General features: G+C 54.4%; 16 protein-coding genes. 14 read left to right on the top strand and 2 right to left on the bottom strand.

All coding sequences use genetic code 11. The features are described from left to right. Positions 1-35 precede the first annotated feature (35 nt). The 3 genes from PAE68_RS17650 (at position 36) to PAE68_RS17640 (ending at position 2,653) form a co-directional block, all read left to right on the top strand. Positions 36-1,076 (top strand): GerMN domain-containing protein, encoded by a 1,041-nt coding sequence (locus PAE68_RS17650; protein ID WP_281889136.1) that lies wholly within the window; start codon positions 36-38, stop codon positions 1,074-1,076. A 208-nt stretch (positions 1,077-1,284) separates the two neighbouring features. Next, positions 1,285-2,046: a ribonuclease PH gene (rph, locus tag PAE68_RS17645; protein ID WP_281889135.1), complete on the top strand. Its 762-nt coding sequence runs from the start codon at positions 1,285-1,287 to the stop codon at positions 2,044-2,046. Beyond that, on the top strand, positions 2,027-2,653 hold the full coding sequence (locus tag PAE68_RS17640; RefSeq protein WP_281889133.1) for an XTP/dITP diphosphatase: 627 nt from the start codon (positions 2,027-2,029) through the stop codon (positions 2,651-2,653). The genes rph and PAE68_RS17640 overlap by 20 nt, the downstream gene beginning before the upstream one ends. 96 nt (positions 2,654-2,749) lie before the next feature. Here PAE68_RS17640 and asnB read toward each other — a convergent pair whose 3' ends face one another. Next, positions 2,750-4,594, bottom strand: coding sequence for an asparagine synthase (glutamine-hydrolyzing) (gene asnB / locus PAE68_RS17635; protein WP_281891121.1), 1,845 nt, complete (start codon positions 4,592-4,594; stop codon positions 2,750-2,752). 306 nt (positions 4,595-4,900) lie between these two features. On the opposite strand from asnB, the gene PAE68_RS17630 reads away from it, so the two are divergent. From PAE68_RS17630 to PAE68_RS17590, 9 genes are all read left to right on the top strand, one after another. Next, entirely contained in the window at positions 4,901-5,242 is a 342-nt protein-coding gene (locus PAE68_RS17630) for a hypothetical protein (protein WP_281889131.1), read from the top strand. 84 nt (positions 5,243-5,326) lie between these two features. Further along, positions 5,327-6,247, top strand: a complete 921-nt coding sequence (locus PAE68_RS17625) for a hypothetical protein (protein WP_281889129.1) — start codon at positions 5,327-5,329, stop codon at positions 6,245-6,247. A gap of 152 nt (positions 6,248-6,399) precedes the next feature. Continuing rightward, positions 6,400-7,689: a trigger factor gene (gene tig, locus PAE68_RS17620; protein ID WP_281889127.1), complete on the top strand. Its 1,290-nt coding sequence runs from the start codon at positions 6,400-6,402 to the stop codon at positions 7,687-7,689. Between the two features lie 294 nt (positions 7,690-7,983). Next, entirely contained in the window at positions 7,984-8,574 is a 591-nt protein-coding gene (gene clpP / locus PAE68_RS17615; protein WP_281889125.1) for an ATP-dependent Clp endopeptidase proteolytic subunit ClpP, read from the top strand. A gap of 15 nt (positions 8,575-8,589) precedes the next feature. Further along, the gene (gene clpX / locus PAE68_RS17610; protein ID WP_281889123.1) at positions 8,590-9,855 is read left to right on the top strand and encodes an ATP-dependent protease ATP-binding subunit ClpX; all 1,266 of its coding nucleotides are present in this window, start codon (positions 8,590-8,592) and stop codon (positions 9,853-9,855) included. A gap of 116 nt (positions 9,856-9,971) precedes the next feature. Beyond that, complete coding sequence (gene ispG, locus PAE68_RS17605) at positions 9,972-11,081, top strand: flavodoxin-dependent (E)-4-hydroxy-3-methylbut-2-enyl-diphosphate synthase (protein ID WP_281889121.1); 1,110 nt, start codon at positions 9,972-9,974, stop codon at positions 11,079-11,081. A gap of 170 nt (positions 11,082-11,251) precedes the next feature. Further along, positions 11,252-11,674, top strand: coding sequence for a hypothetical protein (locus PAE68_RS17600; RefSeq protein ID WP_281889119.1), 423 nt, complete (start codon positions 11,252-11,254; stop codon positions 11,672-11,674). A gap of 135 nt (positions 11,675-11,809) precedes the next feature. Beyond that, the gene (locus PAE68_RS17595; protein WP_281889117.1) at positions 11,810-12,673 is read left to right on the top strand and encodes a manganese catalase; all 864 of its coding nucleotides are present in this window, start codon (positions 11,810-11,812) and stop codon (positions 12,671-12,673) included. Positions 12,674-12,948: 275 nt separating this feature from the next. Then, the gene (locus PAE68_RS17590) at positions 12,949-13,749 is read left to right on the top strand and encodes a divergent polysaccharide deacetylase family protein (protein ID WP_281889116.1); all 801 of its coding nucleotides are present in this window, start codon (positions 12,949-12,951) and stop codon (positions 13,747-13,749) included. Between the two features lie 37 nt (positions 13,750-13,786). Here the strand turns inward: PAE68_RS17590 and PAE68_RS17585 are convergent, their stop codons facing one another. After that, positions 13,787-14,548 carry an N-acetylmuramoyl-L-alanine amidase family protein gene (locus PAE68_RS17585; RefSeq protein WP_281889114.1) on the bottom strand — a complete coding sequence of 254 codons (762 nt, stop codon included), beginning with the start codon at positions 14,546-14,548 and terminating at the stop codon, positions 13,787-13,789. A 154-nt stretch (positions 14,549-14,702) separates the two neighbouring features. Here PAE68_RS17585 and lonB point away from each other — a divergent pair, with 154 nt between their 5' ends. Further along, entirely contained in the window at positions 14,703-16,409 is a 1,707-nt protein-coding gene (lonB, locus tag PAE68_RS17580; RefSeq protein WP_281889112.1) for an ATP-dependent protease LonB, read from the top strand. 182 nt (positions 16,410-16,591) lie between these two features. After that, positions 16,592-18,925, top strand: coding sequence for an endopeptidase La (gene lon, locus PAE68_RS17575; protein WP_281889110.1), 2,334 nt, complete (start codon positions 16,592-16,594; stop codon positions 18,923-18,925). The last annotated feature ends 13 nt before the right edge of the window (positions 18,926-18,938 follow it).

The following is an 18,938-nucleotide window of genomic DNA, read 5'->3' as shown; positions in this document are numbered from 1 at the left end:
GGACAACACTCAGTTCTTAAGGGAGGACACGAACAATGAAACAGGATAAGTGGTTCCGGATGGCCGCCGTTACCGGCCTCGTCATGGTGATGACAACAGGCTGCCAGGTGCTGGAGACGAAGGAGCAGTCCAAGGCGATCGATCCTCCTCCAAGCGGCATCGAGGCGCAGGCGACGGGCGCACAGCCATCGAGCGCAATCGCGAGTCCCATGCATCTGACCGTATACGCGAAGGATGAGCGCGGCCTTGTAGCGCCGATTACGCTGCGTGTTGAGAAGACCGAGAGCACAGCCAAGCGCGCGCTTGAATACATGGTAGACGGTGGTCCTGCGGAAGGACGCATGCCAGCTGGCTTTACTAGCTTGCTGCCGAAGGGTACCGAGGTTAAGGGAATCAACATTATCCCGGACCAGAAGCTGGCGGTCGTTGATTTCTCCAAGCAGTTCACCGATTACAACCTTCAGGACGAGCGCAAGATGCTCGAGGCCGTTACTTGGACGATGACCAGCTTCCCAACGGTAGACAAGGTGCAGCTCCGCGTAGAAGGCGTCGCGGTCAAGGAGATGCCGGTCGGCGGGACGCCGCTTGACGAGCCGTTGTCGCGTGCGATGGGCATCAACCTCGAGCGGTCAGATAACGTGGAGTTCGGTCAGTCCACGCCGGTCACGCTCTATTTTTTAAGCCAGAACCAAGAAGAGTATAAGTATTATGTACCCGTTACGCGCTTAATTAAACGGACCGATCAGGTATCCGAGGCGATCGTGCAGGAGCTCATTACAGGACCTAGCGACAATAAGGGCCTGGCCGCTGTCATGAATGCCGGAGCAGAGCTTCTGAATGTTACGCAGGCTAGCGACGTCATCACGGTCAATTTCTCCGATAAGCTGCTCGGTCCGGATCTGTTGGCACCTGCTGAGGCGCTGCAGGCCGTCGTTCTATCGCTCACTGAGCATGCTGGCGCGTCGAAGAAGGTGCAAATTCTCGTGAACGGTGATGCGAAGGTAAGCGCGACAGATAACCAGAGCTACGCGAAGCCGATTCTTCGTCCGAGTCTTGTGAACGCAACAGAGCTCTAGTTTTTTGGATAAGGCTCATATGTTGCAGTAATACAATCTAACATAATCACGCGTCCGAATGTATGCGCATCGTGCGGAGCATTCGGGCGTTTTTTGCAATTTGACAACGATGCCGCTTTGTTTCAGGAGGGAGAGGGGCTCGGTTGGCTTTCCTGGCACCCTTTGGTACAATGTATAGGTTCAACCTAAAGGAGGAAAGTCGATTCACATGAGAGCTGACGGAAGAAAAGTAAACGAAGCAAGAGCGATTAAAATAACGCCCCATTACAATAAACATGCGGAAGGCTCTGTTCTGATCGAGATCGGCGACACGAAGGTGATCTGCACGGCATCGGTTGAGGAGCGCGTGCCGCCGTTCATGAAGGGACAAGGCAAGGGCTGGGTGACAGCCGAATATTCGATGCTGCCGCGCGCGACTTCGGTGCGCAATCAGCGGGAGGCGGCAAGGGGCAAGCTCGGCGGCAGAACGATGGAGATTCAGCGTCTGATCGGCAGAGCGCTTCGCTCGGTCGTTAAGCAGGAGGCGATGGGCGAGCGCACGATTACACTCGACTGCGACGTCATTCAGGCGGACGGCGGAACGCGTACAACGTCGATTACAGGTGCCTTCGTCGCGATGGCCATTGCGATGGACAAAATTTGCCGCGAGCGTAACCTGAGCACGTTCCCGATCACAGACTTCCTCGCCTCCACCAGTGTAGGTGTGATTCAGGAGACCGCTTGCCTCGATCTGAACTATGAGGAGGATTCGAAGGCGAAGGTCGACATGAACGTCGTCATGACTGGACAAGGCAAGTTCGTCGAGGTGCAGGGCACTGGCGAGGAGGCGCCCTTCACAAGAGAAGAGCTGAACGCGCTGCTGGAGCTGGCTGAAGGGGGCATTCGCGCCTTGATCGCCGAGCAGGCGGCGGCTCTTGGTCCGATCGCCGAGAAGATCAGGGGGAATACACATGCGGCTGCTAGGCTCTGAGCTCGTTCTCGCCACGACGAACGCCGGCAAGGTGAAGGAGCTGGCGGCGCTGCTTGTCGAGCATGGCATTACGGTCCGAAGCTTGAAGGACTATCCGGACATTCCCGACATCGTCGAGGATGGCGAGACGTTCGCTGACAATGCGCTCATTAAGGCGAGAGCTGTTGCCAAGGTGCTGCAGCTGCCTGTAGCCGCCGACGATTCGGGCTTGTCCGTCGATCGGCTGAACGGTGCACCCGGCGTATACTCTGCCCGCTACGCAGGCAAGCATGGCGATGATGAGGCGAACAACCGCAAGCTCGTGGAGGAGCTCCTGAAGCTTGACGTAGATGGGCGACCCGCCACGCCTGAAGGAGCATTGAGTGCAGCACAGTTCATCTCGGCGATGGCGCTTGTAGGACCGGACGGCGAGACGATCGCGCTCGTGGAGGGAGAGTGCCCCGGCATCATTGTGGCTGAGGCGAAGGGACAGGGCGGCTTCGGCTACGATCCGCACTTCTATGTGCCGCAGCTGGGTCGTACGATGGCGGAGCTGTCGATGGAGGAGAAGAACGGGATCAGCCACCGCGGACAGGCGCTGCGCAAGCTGCTGGCCGCAGTGCTCTAGCAGCATCATACATCCTCGAACGAAAGGAGCCCCAGCCACTCGTCGTGCAGACGAGTGGCCGGAGCTCCTTTTTATCTATCATGCGATCAAGTGCTGTTAGCGAACCGATACCTTGTAATGTCTCAGCCAAGTATCAACCTGTGCCAAGTAAGCGAACAGCTGCGGTCCGGTCATCAGCTGCCCGAACCATGGCAGGTTGAATTGACCGTTGTCATGCTCTGCGAGCTCGCGAATCTTCTTCACATCGATGAATTGGAGGAGCGGAGAGCTCGGATCGTTCAGGATGTCTAGCACCCACGTGCGCACGGCGGCCATATAGTTCGGGTTGTGCGTCTTCGGATACGGGCTCTTCTTACGCGTCAGCACGTCGTCTGGCAGCACGCCCTGCAGCGCCTTGCGCAGAATGCCCTTCTCGCGGTCGCCGGACGTCTTGATCTCCCAAGGGACGTTCCAGACGTATTCAACAAGACGATGGTCGCAGAACGGGACGCGCACCTCGAGGCCGACCGACATGCTCATCCGGTCCTTGCGATCGAGCAGCGTCGGCATGAAGCGCGTAATGTTCAGGTACGACATCTCGCGCATTCGGTTCTGCTTCTGGTCTTCACCGGACAGACGCGGCACCTCGGACAGCGCTTCGCGGTAACGGTTCTTCACATACTGCTCCGGCTTCACCCAATCGACGAACTCTGGTGACAACAGGCCGGCGCGCTCCGGTGTGGCGAGCGCCCAAGGGAACGTGTCAGCATTCAGCGCCTCCTCGCGATGGAACCAAGGGTAGCCGCCGAATATTTCATCCGCCGCTTCGCCGGATACCGCTACGGTGGCATCCTTCTTGATTTCGCGGCAGAATAAGTACAGGGAGCCGTCTACGTCGGCCATGCCCGGCGTATCGCGGGCGAAGACGACCGTCTTCAACGAATCGACAAGCTCCGGCGTATCAAATTCCTTGTAGTGGTGGATCGTGCCGAGGAACTCTGTCATTCTCTTGATCCAAGGAGCGTCAGCATTCGGCTGGAATGCATTGGCCTTGAAGTGCTTGTCGTTATCTACATAATCGATCGAGTACGTATGCAGCGGTCCTGCGCCCTGCTCCTTGTAGTACGCGGAGGCGAGAGCCGTGAGCGCGCTGGAGTCAAGGCCGCCGGACAGTAGTGTGCAGATCGGCACGTCGGAGGCGAGCTGACGGATGACGGTGTCGCGCAGCAGCTCCTGAATGCGGGCGGCCGTTGCCTCGACATCGTCCTCGTGCGGCTTGCTCTCAAGCTTCCAGTACGTGCGGATGTGGAGGCCGTTCGCATCCATCACTGCAGCATGGCCTGGCTTCAGCTCGTTCATGTTGCGGTATATGCCGTGCCCTGGCGTGCGCGCTGGACTGACTGCGAATATTTCGGCAAGACCTTCGCCAGTAATTTCCGCGGGGAAATCCGGATGCGCCAATATCGCCTTAGGCTCCGAGCCGAAGAGCAGCCGGCCTGACTGATAGGAGTAGAACAGCGGCTTGACGCCTAGGCGGTCGCGCACGAGGTACAGGCTCTGCTCCTCATCGTTCCAGATGCCGAAGGCGAAGATGCCGTTCAGTCGATCGACGCAAGCGCGTCCCCATTCGATAAATGAGACGAGAAGAACCTCCGTGTCGCACGTTGTCGTGAAACGGTGGCCTTTCGTCTCCAGCTCTTTTTTTAGCTCGGGTGCATTGTATAGCTCTCCGTTATACACAATAGTGTACGTTGTATCCCCTTGCTTGCGGGTCATCGGCTGTGCGCCGTTCTCGGGGTCCATCACGCTGAGTCGGCGGTGACCGAGCGCACAGCGCGGCGAGATCCACGTGCCGGCGGCGTCGGGTCCGCGATTGGTCAGCGTATCCGTCATATTTTCAAGAATGGACGGACACTGGGTTAAATCTCGGCTCCAATCGATCCATCCTGTTATGCCACACATACGTCTCATCCTCTCTTGTCTCCAAAGTGTGAGCAGTCCTTCTCGCGTCGTGCGCAACAGCAAGATGATAAAAGTTATGCAGAGCTTGCGCGGATCATGTCTGTCCAAGGAAGAAACGTAAGCTCCTGAGACAGGTCCAAAAATTGGACAAATGTGCTCGGACAAGCTACACTATATAGAATATAAATCAATTGGAAAGCATTGTTCCCGTCCGCGTGAATAGAACATACTCGAATTGTCCCCATACTAAGCATAAGGCGCGGCTGGGATGAGGAATGGATCCAACTCGAAAGGTGGTCGTCATCATTGAAAAAGACAATGTCTGAAGAACAGAAGGCATATAAGGAAGCAAAGGAGCAATTCGAAAGCATCAACAGCGAGTTTGAGAAAAAGCTTGCCGCTACGAAGAAGCTCGGCAAGGTTGATCAACAGGTTATGGAGCGTCTGATCGAGGATACAGGTCTTCATACAGCCTTGAACAAGCTGGGGGCTGCCGAGAAGGCGTTGCTGGAGTGGTCGCACGAGATGATCCGCAACGAGCGCGATTACTTGAAGAACAAGGATGCTGTTGACAAAATGTACGCGTTCATCGACCAAAATCCTAAAATCAAGGCACAGCTGATTCAAGCCGCCATGAAGATGGAATAGCTGCTCATATAGTATGAAGCCGGGGGCGATCCCCGGCTGTTTTTGCATGACGATCATGCTTTAATTGGAAAGGCGGTGGTGATATTGAGCTCGCTGCCCGAAGAGAATGTCATACTTTTTCCGAAAACGGTCGAATACTATCAGTACGAGCTGACGAAGCTGCTGGAAAATGAACGGTATGACGAAGCGATGAAGCTGCTGCGCTTCTTGCTTGGCTTCCGCATGGATGATGTTACAGCCCGTGAGGAGTGGCAATCACTGCTTGATTGGCTGCAGCTGATGTTTCCCGAAGGGAGCTTAGGCGATGAAGCGCTTGGCGCTCGCTCCGAGATCGAAGACGTAACCGAATCCGAGCTGCTCCGCGAGCATCTGGAGCTGACGGGCAAGCAGAGCGAGGCGTATGCCAACCGTCTGCTTGACGCGGTCCGAACCGGAAGCGAGGCCGGCAAGGTGCTGCTAGCTCTGGAGCAGCTCGCCTTCATCGAGCATCCGCCAATCTCGGACGAGCTGCGTGCCTGGTTGGAGGAGCAGCCGCTCCATCCGCTGCTGCAATTCAAGACGCTGCAGACGCTGAGGAGGCGGGGCTGCACAGGCTCGATCACAGTGCCAAGACACGATGAGCAGCTTGTGCTGGATATTGAGGATACGCCGCCCGATTACGAGCGATTCCCGTCCCAGATCCAAGAGATTGTCGTACGCGTTCAGCAAATCAGCGAGATGAAGCATCCTGCGCTTGCTTACTTTGCCGCGGAGACGTGGAATGAATTTCTTGCTTACATATACGGAACGTCCACGTATCGACAGATGCTTCGTCAAGAGCCGGAGTGCGTCGATGTATGGGCTGCGGCTCTTCACTTGACGCTGCTCGAGCGCGTATTCGAAGGTGGAGACAAGGCCGAGCTGCTGGAGCTGTACGGAGTTACGGACGAGCTGACGTTCCAATGGGAGCAGGCGTACCGCATGATGCAGCAGTTTGCTTCAGCGGTATTTACCAGGAGTAAGTAGGCTTACCAGTAAGCACACGGTTGACACCTTGAAAACAGGTTCTATTATGGTTATAATAGAGTGGTTATATTGGCGGGCTTGTCCGTTAACGGTCGTCCCTGCCAGGACGTGAAAATATGGGAATGGAACATTTTTGGAGGGGAAGGCATAAAATGAAAGCAAGCTGGGAAAAAATAGAGAAGAACGTAGGCGTTCTTGATATTGAAGTGGACGCGGAGCAGGTAGCGGACGCTTTGGACAAAGCTTTTAAGAAAGTATCACAGAAGGTAGCCGTACCGGGCTTCCGTAAGGGCAAGGTGCCACGGGCTATTTTCGAATCCAAATTCGGTGTGGAAAGCTTGTATCAAGACGCACTTGACATTATCGTGCCGAACGCTTACATGGCGGCTGTGCAGGAAACAGGAATCGTACCGGTTGATCGTCCAGAGGTGGACGTTGAGCAATTCGGCAAGGGCCAAGTGCTGAAGTTCAAGGCGAAGGTAGTCGTGAAGCCTGAGGTTGAGCTTGGCGAATACAAGGGCATCGAGCTTGCAGCTGGCGATGTCAGCGTATCGGAAGAGGAAGTGCAGGCTGAGCTTGAGAAGCTGCAGCAGCGCCATGCGGAGCTTGCTCCTGTTGAGGAAGGCGAAGCCCAGAACGGCGACATCGTGGTCATCGACTTCGAAGGCTTCGTAGACGGCGTAGCGTTCGACGGCGGCAAGGCTGAGCGTTACTCGCTCGAGCTCGGCTCGGGCAGCTTCATCCCAGGCTTCGAGGAGCAGGTAGTCGGTCTGGCGAAGGACGGCGAGAAGGATATTACGGTATCGTTCCCGGAAGACTATCATTCCGAAGAGCTGAAGGGCAAGGAAGCTGTGTTCAAGATCAAGCTGCATGAGATTAAGCGCAAGAACCTGCCTGCTCTTGACGACGAGTTCGCGAAGGACGTAAGCGAGTTCGAGACGCTGGATGAGTACAAGGCAGACTTGACGGACAAGCTGAAGGCTCGCAAGGAGCAAGAAGCAGCTAGCAAGAAGGAAGCCGAGGTTGTTGAGAAGGTAGCCGCAGCTTCCCAGGTTGAAATTCCGCAAGTTATGGTCGATGAAGAGATCGAGCAGATGATTAAGGAATTCGAAAACCGTCTTCGCTCGCAAGGTATGAACATCGACATGTACTACCAGTTCACGGGTCAGACTGCAGACGATCTCAAGGCACAGATGAATAACGACGCGGTAACACGCGTACGTAACAACCTGGTTCTTGAGGCTGTAGCGAAGGCTGAGAACGTCGAAGTATCGGATGAGGAGCTTCAAGCGGAGCTTGAGAACCTGTCCAAGATGTACGGCCGCTCGGCAGACGAAATTCGCAGCATCTTCGCGGCGAACGGAACGCTGAACGCGCTGGCGCATGACATCATTGTTCGCAAAACCGTGAAGCTTCTTGTCGAACAGAGCAAGACAGCTTAAGCGTAACCTATACGCAACATATTCAACCAAAGGCACGTGTACAATGGATGCGTGCCTTTGTTTTACCTTCTTAACGATTACATACATAAAAATGAAGCTGTTACATACTTATTTGCCAATCCGTTAATTTGTCGGAGCCTGATATTTCACTATAGCCGCAACGGTCAAATTCCTGTAAGCCTGCATGTCTGCCCTCCGGGCGGGCGATATGACTTTGAGCTTTAAACGTGTTACAATGATGGGCAAGGCGTTAGTTTTAGGCTATGTAATATGAAGTAAAGGGGTTGGATCTCGATGACTCTGGTACCTATGGTTGTGGAACAGGAAGGCCGCGGCGAACGCTCTTACGATATTTATTCCCGTTTGCTGAAGGATCGCATTATTTTTCTGGGAAGCGCGATTGATGATGACGTCGCCAACCTGGTTATTGCGCAGCTGCTCTTTTTGGCTGCTCAAGATTCCGATAAGGATATCAGCTTGTACATTAACTCACCTGGTGGTTCGGTAACAGCCGGAATGGGTATTTATGATACAATGCAGTTCATCAAGCCGGATGTTTCGACGATTTGCGTCGGTATGGCGGCAAGCATGGGTTCTTTGCTGCTGACAGCGGGAGCGCCGGGCAAGCGCTTTGCTCTGCCGAACAGCGAGATCATGATTCATCAGCCACTTGGCGGTGTGCGGGGTCAGGCCTCTGACATCAAGATTCACGCCGATTGGATCATCAAGACGAAGCAGAAGCTGAATCAGATCTATGTAGATCGTACCGGTCAGCCTTACGAGAAGATTGAACGCGATACCGACCGCGATAATTTCATGAGCGCCGAGGAAGCGAAGGCTTACGGTCTCATTGATTCGGTTATCACTCGCAGTGATTTGACTTAGAATAGGAGTGATCCCATGTTTAAATTTAACGATGAGAAGGGTCAGCTGAAATGCTCCTTCTGCGGCAAGTCGCAGGAGCAAGTGCGTAAGCTGGTCGCTGGGCCAGGCGTTTATATATGCGACGAATGCATCGAGCTTTGTACCGAAATCGTTGAGGAAGAATTGGGTCACGAGGAAGAGCTTGACCTGAAGGACGTTCCGAAGCCGATGGAGATCCGGGCCATTCTTGATTCGTATGTAATCGGTCAAGAGCAGGCGAAGAAGTCGCTGTCCGTAGCGGTATATAACCACTATAAGCGTATTAATTCGCAGGCTGGCAAGCAGGAAGAGGTTGAGCTTCAGAAGTCCAACATCATCCTTGTAGGACCTACAGGTAGCGGTAAGACACTACTCGCGCAAACGCTTGCTAAAATTTTAAACGTTCCTTTTGCGATCGCAGACGCTACTTCTTTGACAGAGGCTGGCTATGTGGGCGAGGACGTTGAGAACATTTTGCTCAAGCTGATTCAGGCTGCCGATTACGATGTGGAGAAGGCCGAACGCGGCATTATTTATATCGATGAGATCGATAAAGTAGCGCGCAAGTCGGAGAACCCATCGATCACTCGTGACGTCTCGGGCGAAGGTGTACAGCAGGCGCTCCTCAAGATTCTGGAGGGTACGGTTGCTTCTGTTCCTCCGCAGGGCGGTCGTAAGCATCCGCATCAGGAGTTCATCCAGATTGATACGACGAACATCTTGTTCATCTGCGGTGGTGCGTTCGACGGACTGGAGCAAATTATTAAGCGCCGGATCGGTAAGAAGGTCATCGGCTTCGGCACGGATGGACATAAGGTTGATCTGAAGCCAGGTGAATATTTGTCCCTCGTCTTACCTGAGGATCTGTTGAAGTTCGGTCTCATTCCGGAGTTCGTTGGTCGTCTTCCCGTCGTATCGACGCTGGAGCCGCTTGACGAGGGTGCACTCGTGCGCATTCTGAGCGAGCCGAAGAACGCGCTTGTGAAGCAGTATCAGAAGCTGCTGGAGATGGATAACGTAACGCTCGAATTCGAGCAAGAGGCGCTTGAGGAGATCGCGAAGGAAGCGATCAAGCGTAATACGGGTGCCCGCGGACTGCGTGCGATCATCGAAGGCATTATGCTCGATGTGATGTACGAGGCGCCTTCCCGTACTGAGTCCTCGAAGTGCGTAGTCACGAAGGATGCGGTACAGGCGAAGATGGTGCCACAGATTACGGCTGTCGACGGTGTATCGATCAAGAAGAAGGAAGAAAGCGCGTAAGCGTTCATATTATGCAATCCGACACCTCCAATCTATTGACGAGAAGCGGCCGCTGATGGCTGCGGCGAAGCTCTCAATAGAGCGGAGGATGTTTCGGTTCATGGGGAGAGAATCCAATGTTCCACAGAACAGAAACCATACCGGTCAAGGTCGGCAATCTCACGATTGGCGGCAGTAACGATGTTATTATTCAAAGCATGTGCACGACGAAAACAGCAGATGTGAAGGCGACGGTAGCCGAGATCCATCGTCTCGAGGAGGCAGGCTGCCAAATCGTTCGAGTGACGGTGAATAACAAGGAAGCAGCGGAGGCGATTAAAGAAATTAAGCGCCAAATCTCGATTCCGCTCGTAGCTGACATTCACTTCGATCATCGTCTCGCGCTCATGGCCATTGAGAACGGTATTGACAAGGTTCGGATCAATCCGGGCAACATTGGCCGCCGCGAGAAGGTCGAAGCGGTAGTGAAGGCGTGTAAGGAACGCGGCATTCCGATCCGGATCGGTGTGAACGCAGGCTCGCTGGAGAATCACCTGCTGGAGAAGTACGGCTATCCGACGCCGGAGGCGATGGTGGAGAGCGCGCTCTTCCACATTGGCATTCTAGAGGAGCTCGATTTCAAAGATATCATCGTCTCGCTTAAGGCTTCCGACGTTCCAATGGCGATCGCTGCATATACGCAGGCGGCTTCTGCTTTCCGCTACCCACTGCATCTGGGCATCACGGAAGCTGGTACGCTATTCTCCGGTACGGTGAAAAGCGCAGCAGGCCTCGGCGCTCTGCTCAGCATGGGCCTCGGCTCGACGATCCGCATCTCGCTAAGCGCGGATCCGGTCGAGGAAGTGAAGGTATGCCGCGAGCTGTTGAAATCATTCGGTCTTATTACGAACGCGGCGACTCTCGTCTCGTGTCCGACATGCGGTCGTCTGGATATCGATCTGTTCTCCATCGCTAATGAGGTGGAGGAGTACATCTCCAAGCTGAAGGTGCCGATCAAGGTGTCGGTGCTGGGCTGCGCAGTGAACGGCCCAGGCGAGGCGCGTGAGGCCGATATCGGCATCGCTGGCGCCCGCGGCGAGGGAATGCTGTTCCGCTACGGAGAGATGATCCGCAAGGTGCCTGAGGCAGAGCTGCTTTCCGAGCTGAAGAAGGAAATCGACATTATCGTCGAGCATTTCGAACGGACCGGCGAAATACCGGGTCGGGACAAGCACGCGAATGTGTAGCTGGAAGTAGACATAGCAGTAGGGAGTACCCTGTAGGGCAATGTCAGTTATGACGTTGGGCCTGCAACACAAAAAGAGCGGTTATCGAAAAGATAGCCTGCTCTTTTTGGATTAAACTGGAAGTTTATATTCAAAAGACTCAAGGTTATAGCTTGAATCAAGGAGAGTATATGACGATTTCAAAAAAAATTATGATTACAATATGTATGATTATATTAGTTGCTTGTTCAAATGAACAAGCTACCGTAAAAACAAAGAATGTGAACGTTTCTGACCTAGATCAAAGCCTACAAACATGGATAGAAAACAATTCGAATGAAGTCGGTATATATGTAAAAAAAATAACTGGAGATCATGTTCAAACAGAGGATATAAGCTACCTGGTCTATTCAAGAAAAGAACTTAGCTACGATTACAGAATAACGAAATCAAAATACAAAGATGGGACTTTGAGTATATATTTGAATGATAAAATGGCATCTAACGATCATTATGTAAAAAAAGAGTCTCTAGCAATCATAACTTTAAACACTCAACCTAACAAAATTGAGCTGTATCTAAATGACGAAAAAGCTAACTTCAAGCTTGAGTAGCACTGATGAGATAATTTGGCGCTATCGCAACACTTGTTGTCAGGTCATAGGACATTCTTCGTACCGAATAGGATAGAGCTGTTGCATGAGATAGCATGTCGAATTGCAAACGAGCTTGCGGGAGGAATGACATCCATGTTCTATCATGTGAAGGAGCTTCAGTACGAGGCAAGACCTGAACGGCCAGATCCGGTGTTCGCACGAAAGCTGCAGGAGGTGCTGGGCGGACAATTCGGAGAGATTACAGTTGCGATTCAATATTTGTTCCAAGGCTGGAATACACGCGGAGACGGTAAATATCGGGATCTGCTGTTCGATACAGGTGCGGAGGAGCTGGCGCACGTTGAGATGCTGGCGACGATGATCGCTAGACTGCTTGAGGGGGCGCCGGTCGCTCAGCTGGAGGAGGCTGCGCAGAACCCGCTCATCGCGGCGATACTCGGCGGCATGAATCCACAGCATATGATCGTGTCCGGACTTGGTGCGATGCCGGCTGATTGTGTAGGTCTGCCGTGGAGCGCCAAATATGTAGCCGCGAGCGGCAACCTGCTGGCTGACTTCCGCGCGAACTTGACTGCGGAATCGCAGGGACGACTTCAAGTAGCGAGATTGTATGAGCAGACGTCGGACCGCGGTGTGCGCGACATGCTCTCGTTCCTGATCGCCCGTGATACGATGCATCAGAACCAGTGGGCGGCCGCGATCGCTGAGCTGGAGGCGAAGGAAGGTCTGGTCGTGCCGAGCACATTCCCTCGCGAGCTGGAGAAATCGTCCGTAGCCTACACACTCTACAACTTGTCGAGAGGCGATGAGAGTGCTGCAGGACGGTGGGCGCACGGCCCAAGCATGGACGGCTACGGCCAATTTCAATACGTTCAGCAGCCAGTGCCGTTCGGCTCGAAGCCGGTGCTCGCCCCTGCGCCTAGCTACATATACGATACGCCGCCGGCGGTGCTGCACGGCAACACTAACGCTCCTCATGTACCGCCAATCGCTTAGAGCGATCAATACTGCATCAATAGGCCTGTGCTTTTACGCACAGGCCTTCTTGCGTTTATTGCAATTGTTTTATTTTGCACGTGTTGCAAAGTAAAAGGGCATAGACGCCGCTGCTACAATGCCTATTGCAGTGGCAATGATGCGGGAATACCATAGGCTACGATACTGCATGCTTCATCACCTCATTCTTTGGTTAACGTCAACGTATGCGTATAGTTCGAACCCATTTAGAGAACAACAACATATACCATACCTAGAGAAAGAAGGCTGCGTATATGAGAAAACATGGAATTCGCTTGATACTATGCCTGGTGCTCGCTTGGGCATGTACAGCTCCAGCTGCTGGACAAGCATGGACGGCACCGCAGCCGACTGGCCTGCCCCCAGAGGTAGCTGAAGCTACAGCCAAGCGCGTTGCCCTCGTGATCGACGACTTCGGTAACGATATGCAGGGCACCGAGCAGATGATGGAGCTCTCCATTCCGTTCGGCGCCGCGGTCATGCCGTTCCTGCCGACGACGAAGCGCGATGCGGAATGGGCGCATCGGCTCGGCAAGGAGGTGCTTGTGCATATGCCGCTCGAGCCTCGCAAGGGGAAGCCAGAATGGCTCGGTCCCGGCGCCATTACGACGAAGCTGACCGATGACGAGATTCGGGAACGGGTGACGAAGGCGATCGATGATGTACCGCATGCGATCGGCATTAACAACCATATGGGCTCCAAGGCGACTGCAGATGAGCGTGTGATGCGCATCATCCTCGAGGTGTGCAAGGAGCGCGGACTATTTTTCCTGGACAGTCGGACAACAGATAAGAGCGTAATTGGCAAGCTATCCAAGGAGCTCGGCGTGAAGACAGCGGAGAATCATATCTTCATGGACGATGTGTACACCCGCGCTCATATTGCGAAGCAAGCGGTGTTGCTGCAGAAGCTCGTAAAGAAGCAGTCCGATACGATCGTCATTGGCCACGTCGGCCCACCGGGCAAGCATACGGCAGCTGTCATGAAGGAGACGATTCCACAGCTCGAGAAGCTGGGAGCCAGCTTCGTACCTGTGTCTCAGGTGATGAAGTAATGGTATTCGGGTTTAATGATCTAGCTGTAAGATCCGATCAAGAGCCGCTGCGAGGCGGCTCGCTCTCCTCACTCGATGGCGGGACGTCCTTCAAGTATGCCTCCGTGCCAGCCGCGATCGCAGCAGCCAGCTTCTGCTGACCTTCCTCACTGCGCATCAGCTCCCGATCCTCACCATTCGTAATAAAGCCCATTTCGACGATAACGGCAGGCGATTTGATGTGCTTGAGCAAGTAATACGTTTTGCCGAGCACCGGTTCATTCTCAATCTCGTACATCGCATTCATGCTTTGCTGCAGCGCGTTGGCCAGTGTTTGGCTGCGCTCGTTTTGTTGATGCAGCATGATCGCACCACGCTTAGCGGGACGCTTGGCCGAGTTAACGTGGATGCTGATGACTGCCTTCGCACTTACCTCATTGGCCAGATGGGCGCGCTGAGCGAGATCTTTAATATGCCTCGAGCGCGTATGGAGCCACTTATTCTCTCCGCTTAATGCATAATCGTCCATACGGTTGATGAGCACCGTGTACCCGCTCTGTCGAAGCTGATCGTACGTTTTTTTGGCGACAGCCAGATTAATATCTTTCTCAAGAAGGTTACCGTGGGAGGTACCGCCATCGATTCCGCCGTGCCCGACATCGATTAGAATATCAACGTTAGACATGGCCGGGTGGTCTGTCTTGATTTCAGGCAACAGGAACGAGTCAGGCATCGCCTGGGCGGACGGAGGCACACGCAGCCCGAGCATGAGACTAGCTATCAATATCAGGTATTTAATGGTACGGATCGCAGCATTCATATCGATTCGCTTTCCTTTCGTACGGAATGATAAGCCTTGCCTATACAGCAGCAGTACTAGCATTTCCGAAAAGAATGGACTTTGCGCGGATTAATGCTACCAGCTAAGGGCAATACTACCAAGTATACTCGCAACAACGGGAGGTTGAGGAACGATGGGAATCAGCGTGATCGTCATGATCGTACAACTTTTTTTTGCTGTCGTCATCGGCTTGTACTTTTGGAACATGCTACGCAACCAGCAGAGCAATCGAACGGCGATGGACAAGGAGTCGAAGAAGGAGCTGGAGAAGCTTCGCCGGCTTAGAACGATATCATTAAATAAGCCGTTGGCTGAAAAAACGAGGCCGCAAGCGATGGAGGACATCATCGGGCAGAAGGAGGGCCTGAAGGCGCTCAAGGCGGCGCTGTGCGGCGCTAATCCGCAGCACGTCATTATTTACGGACCGCCGGGGGTCGGCAAGACGGCCGCTGCACGGGTCGTGCTCGAGGAAGCGAAGAAGAACGCGGAATCGCCTTTTCGCCCGGATGCCAAATTCACGGAGATCGACGCGACGACGGCACGGTTCGACGAACGGGGCATCGCCGATCCGCTCATTGGCTCGGTACACGATCCGATCTACCAAGGCGCTGGAGCGATGGGGGTAGCCGGCATACCACAGCCGAAGCCAGGGGCGGTGACGAAGGCGCACGGCGGCCTGCTGTTCATCGACGAGATCGGTGAATTGCATCCGCATCAGATGAATAAATTGTTAAAGGTGCTGGAGGACCGCAAGGTATTCCTTGAGAGCGCCTACTACAATTCCGAGGATACTAACGTTCCGAGCTACATCCATGACGTGTTCCAGAACGGCCTGCCGGCCGATTTCCGGTTAGTGGGCGCGACGACGCGCAGTCCGCAGGAGCTTCCACCTGCGATTCGTTCACGTTGTATGGAGATCTACTTCCGCCCGCTGCTGCCTGATGAGATCGGCACGATCGCGACGAAGGCGCTTAAGAAGATCGGGCTCCCAGACAATGCCGAGGCGATCGAGGTCGTAATGAAGTATGCGACGAACGGTCGAGAAGCTGTTAATGTTATCCAGCTGGCAGCAGGGATGGCCCTCACCGAGAATCGGCGCGAGCTGACCGTGGCCGACGTTGAATGGGTCGTGAACAGCTCGCAGATCTCACCCCGACCGGAGAAGAAGATTCACCTAAGACCAGAAATCGGTCTTGTGAACGGACTTGCCGTCTACGGGCCGAACCTTGGCATGCTGCTCGATATTGAGGTGACCGCCATTCCGGTTGTTGAGCCGGGCACGGGTCAATTGACGATAACAGGTGTCGTCGATGAGGAAGAGATGGGCGGCGGCTCTCGCACGCTCAGGCGTAAAAGTATGGCGCGCGGCTCGCTCGACAACGTGCTGACGGTGCTGCGTCGGCTTGGCTTCCGGCCGTATGATTACGATCTGCACATTAACTTCCCGGGCGGCGTACCGATCGACGGCCCTTCCGCTGGTGTCGCGATGGCTGTTGCGATCGCGTCGGCCTTGAAGCGAGTGCCTGTCGACAACCATATCGCCATAACAGGCGAGATGAGCATTCGCGGCAAGGTGAAGCCGGTGGGAGGCGTTATCGCCAAGGTGGAGGCGGCGTTTCAGGCGGGCGCGACGAAGGTGCTCATTCCGAAGGAGAACTGGCAAGAAATATTCGCCGAGCTAAGCGGAGAGCTTCAGGTTGTGGCGATTGAATCGGTCGAAGAGGCGCTTCACCATACATTAGGTCTTGATCTGGTCAAGACGTCCGAGCTGGACACGGCTGCGGCCGATGCGGCAGCGCCAGCCTCGGTCACGATTCTTCACGCTGATGCGCTCGAATAGAGCGCATTTTGTTTGCCGCTATACGCTCATGAGCGTTTAAAAATTCGATTGATGGATTGCTTCACGTTTGGAAACACTCGTATAAGGATTAGGTGCACAGCTGCCGCGCCGTTGGTGTTTTGAATTTAATTTTGTTAGAATGTAATTCACAGCAAGTCAGTATAGTCTGGAGGTGCTCGCGGATGGGACCGAGCAAACATAGGATGCGCCGCTTGCCGCTATTGCCGCTGCGGGGGCTGCTTGTATACCCTAGCATGGTTCTGCACTTGGATGTGGGCAGGGAGAAGTCGGTTCGCGCGCTCGAGAAGGCGATGGTAGAGGATAGCATGATCTTGCTGTGCACGCAGTCCGAGGTGAACATTGAGGAGCCGAAGACAGAGGATATATACCGCACAGGTACGATTGCGAAGGTCCGCCAAATGCTGAAGCTGCCGAACGGGACGATCCGTGTTCTTGTAGAAGGCATGCTTCGTGCGGAAATTACGGAGTTTCTCACGAATGAGGACTATTATGAGGTGAACGTTCGGGAGCTGCCGGAGCAGGAGACGAACGATCCTGAGATCGATGCACTCATGCGAACCGTCCTGAATCAATTCGAGCATTATATTAATTTATCGAAAAAAGTGACGCCGGAAACGCTCGCGGCCGTGTCTGACATCGATGAGCCAGGAAGGCTCGCGGACGTCATCTGCAGTCATTTATCATTGAAAATTAAAGATAAGCAGGACATTCTCGAAACGGTAGATGTGCGTCAGCGGCTCGAGAAGCTGCTCTCTATTCTGAACAACGAGCGCGAGGTGCTCGAGCTGGAGCGCAAGATTAGCCAGCGCGTCAAGAAGCAGATGGAGAAGACGCAGAAGGAATATTACTTACGTGAGCAGATGAAGGCGATTCAGAAGGAGCTTGGCGACAAGGAAGGACGCGCCGGTGAAGCGGATGAGCTGCGCAGCCAGCTGAGCGAGAGCTCCGTGCCGGAGAAGGTGCGGGAGAAGATCGAGAAGGAGATCGAGCGACTCGAGAAGATGCCTGCCACCTCAGCCGAGGGCTCGGTCATCCGCAACTATATCGATTGGCTGCTCGTTCTTCCGTGGACGCATACGGCTGACGAGAAGGATATTGATATTCGCCGTGCTGAGGACATATTGAACGAGGATCACTACGGTCTCGAGAAGCCGAAGGAGCGCGTGCTGGAGTACTTGGCCGTGCAGAAGCTGGTCAAGAAGATGAAGGGGCCGATTCTGTGCCTCGTCGGGCCTCCGGGTGTCGGTAAGACATCGATCGCCCGCTCCATCGCCCGCTCGCTTGACCGCGAGTTCGTGCGCATCTCGCTTGGCGGCGTACGCGATGAAGCTGAGATTCGCGGCCACCGTCGTACGTACGTTGGCGCGATGCCGGGACGTATCATCCAGGGAATGAAGACCGCGGGTACGAGCAACCCTGTGTTCCTGCTCGATGAGATTGACAAGATGGCGATGGATTTCCGCGGTGACCCGGCGTCTGCGCTGCTTGAGGTGCTCGATCCGGAGCAGAACAATACGTTCAGCGATCACTTCATCGAGATGCCGTTCGATCTGTCGAACGTCATGTTCGTCACAACGGCCAATGCGCTCCATAACATTCCGCGCCCGCTGCTGGACCGGATGGAGGTGCTCTACATCCCGGGCTACACCGAGATCGAGAAGCTGCATATCGCGCGCAACTACTTGCTGCCGAAGCAGCAGCGCGATCACGGTCTGCAGGATGCTCAACTGGTTGTTGAGGAGCCGGCGCTCATGCGGACCGTTCGAGAGTATACGCGTGAGGCTGGTGTTCGTAATCTGGAGCAGCAAATTTCTTCCATATGTCGGAAGGCTGCGAAGAAAATTGTAGACGGTGCTGAGCGTGTCGTGCTGACCGAGACGGGACTTAAGGATTTGCTCGGACCGGCGAAGTTCCGCTTCGGCGTTGCCGAGGAGCAGGATCAGGTGGGCGCGGTTACCGGACTTGCGTGGACCGAGGTTGGCGGCGATACGCTGGTGATCGAGGTTACGATTATGCCGGGTAACGGCAAGCTGACGCTGACAGGCAAGCTCGGCGATGTGATGAAGGAATCGGCGCAGGCCGCCTTCAGCTACACACGCTCGCGAGCCCAGCAGCTGCAGATTCAGTCGGACTTCCATGAGAAGTTCGATATTCATATTCACATTCCGGAAGGTGCGATTCCGAAGGACGGTCCTTCGGCTGGTATTACGATGGGGACGGCGCTGATCTCGGCGCTGACCAACATTCCAGTATCGAAGCATGTCGCGATGACCGGCGAAATTACGCTGCGCGGGCGCGTGCTGCCGATCGGCGGTCTGAAGGAAAAGAGTCTGGCTGCGCATCGTGCCGGCATACGCACTGTTATTTTACCGAAGGACAATACGAAGGATATCGATGATATTCCGGAGAGCGTGCGCAGCGAGCTTACGTTCATTCCCGTGTCTCATATGGATGAAGTGCTCGAGCATGCGCTGGTGAAGCCTGCGCGGGTGTAATCGATGTGCAGTA

This window comes from Paenibacillus sp. YYML68 (assembly GCF_027923405.1).
Classification (GTDB): domain Bacteria; phylum Bacillota; class Bacilli; order Paenibacillales; family NBRC-103111; genus Paenibacillus_G.
Note: the sequence above shows the minus strand (reverse complement) of the source record. Positions and strands in the feature narration are given on the sequence as shown.

Bases quoted from the DNA above. Each gene is read 5' to 3' on its own strand.
- PAE68_RS17595 (WP_281889117.1), top strand. From the start codon at position 11,810: ATGTTCTATCATGTGAAGGAGCTTCAGTACGAGGCAAGACCTGAACGG.
- lon (WP_281889110.1), top strand. From the start codon at position 16,592: ATGGGACCGAGCAAACATAGGATGCGCCGCTTGCCGCTATTGCCGCTG.
- lonB (WP_281889112.1), top strand. From the start codon at position 14,703: ATGGGAATCAGCGTGATCGTCATGATCGTACAACTTTTTTTTGCTGTC.
- clpP (WP_281889125.1), top strand. From the start codon at position 7,984: ATGACTCTGGTACCTATGGTTGTGGAACAGGAAGGCCGCGGCGAACGC.
- PAE68_RS17650 (WP_281889136.1), top strand. From the start codon at position 36: ATGAAACAGGATAAGTGGTTCCGGATGGCCGCCGTTACCGGCCTCGTC.
- PAE68_RS17590 (WP_281889116.1), top strand. From the start codon at position 12,949: ATGAGAAAACATGGAATTCGCTTGATACTATGCCTGGTGCTCGCTTGG.
- PAE68_RS17640 (WP_281889133.1), top strand. From the start codon at position 2,027: ATGCGGCTGCTAGGCTCTGAGCTCGTTCTCGCCACGACGAACGCCGGC.
- clpX (WP_281889123.1), top strand. From the start codon at position 8,590: ATGTTTAAATTTAACGATGAGAAGGGTCAGCTGAAATGCTCCTTCTGC.
- ispG (WP_281889121.1), top strand. From the start codon at position 9,972: ATGTTCCACAGAACAGAAACCATACCGGTCAAGGTCGGCAATCTCACG.
- tig (WP_281889127.1), top strand. From the start codon at position 6,400: ATGAAAGCAAGCTGGGAAAAAATAGAGAAGAACGTAGGCGTTCTTGAT.
- PAE68_RS17600 (WP_281889119.1), top strand. From the start codon at position 11,252: ATGACGATTTCAAAAAAAATTATGATTACAATATGTATGATTATATTA.
- rph (WP_281889135.1), top strand. From the start codon at position 1,285: ATGAGAGCTGACGGAAGAAAAGTAAACGAAGCAAGAGCGATTAAAATA.
- asnB (WP_281891121.1), bottom strand. From the start codon at position 4,594: ATGTGTGGCATAACAGGATGGATCGATTGGAGCCGAGATTTAACCCAG.
- PAE68_RS17585 (WP_281889114.1), bottom strand. From the start codon at position 14,548: ATGAATGCTGCGATCCGTACCATTAAATACCTGATATTGATAGCTAGT.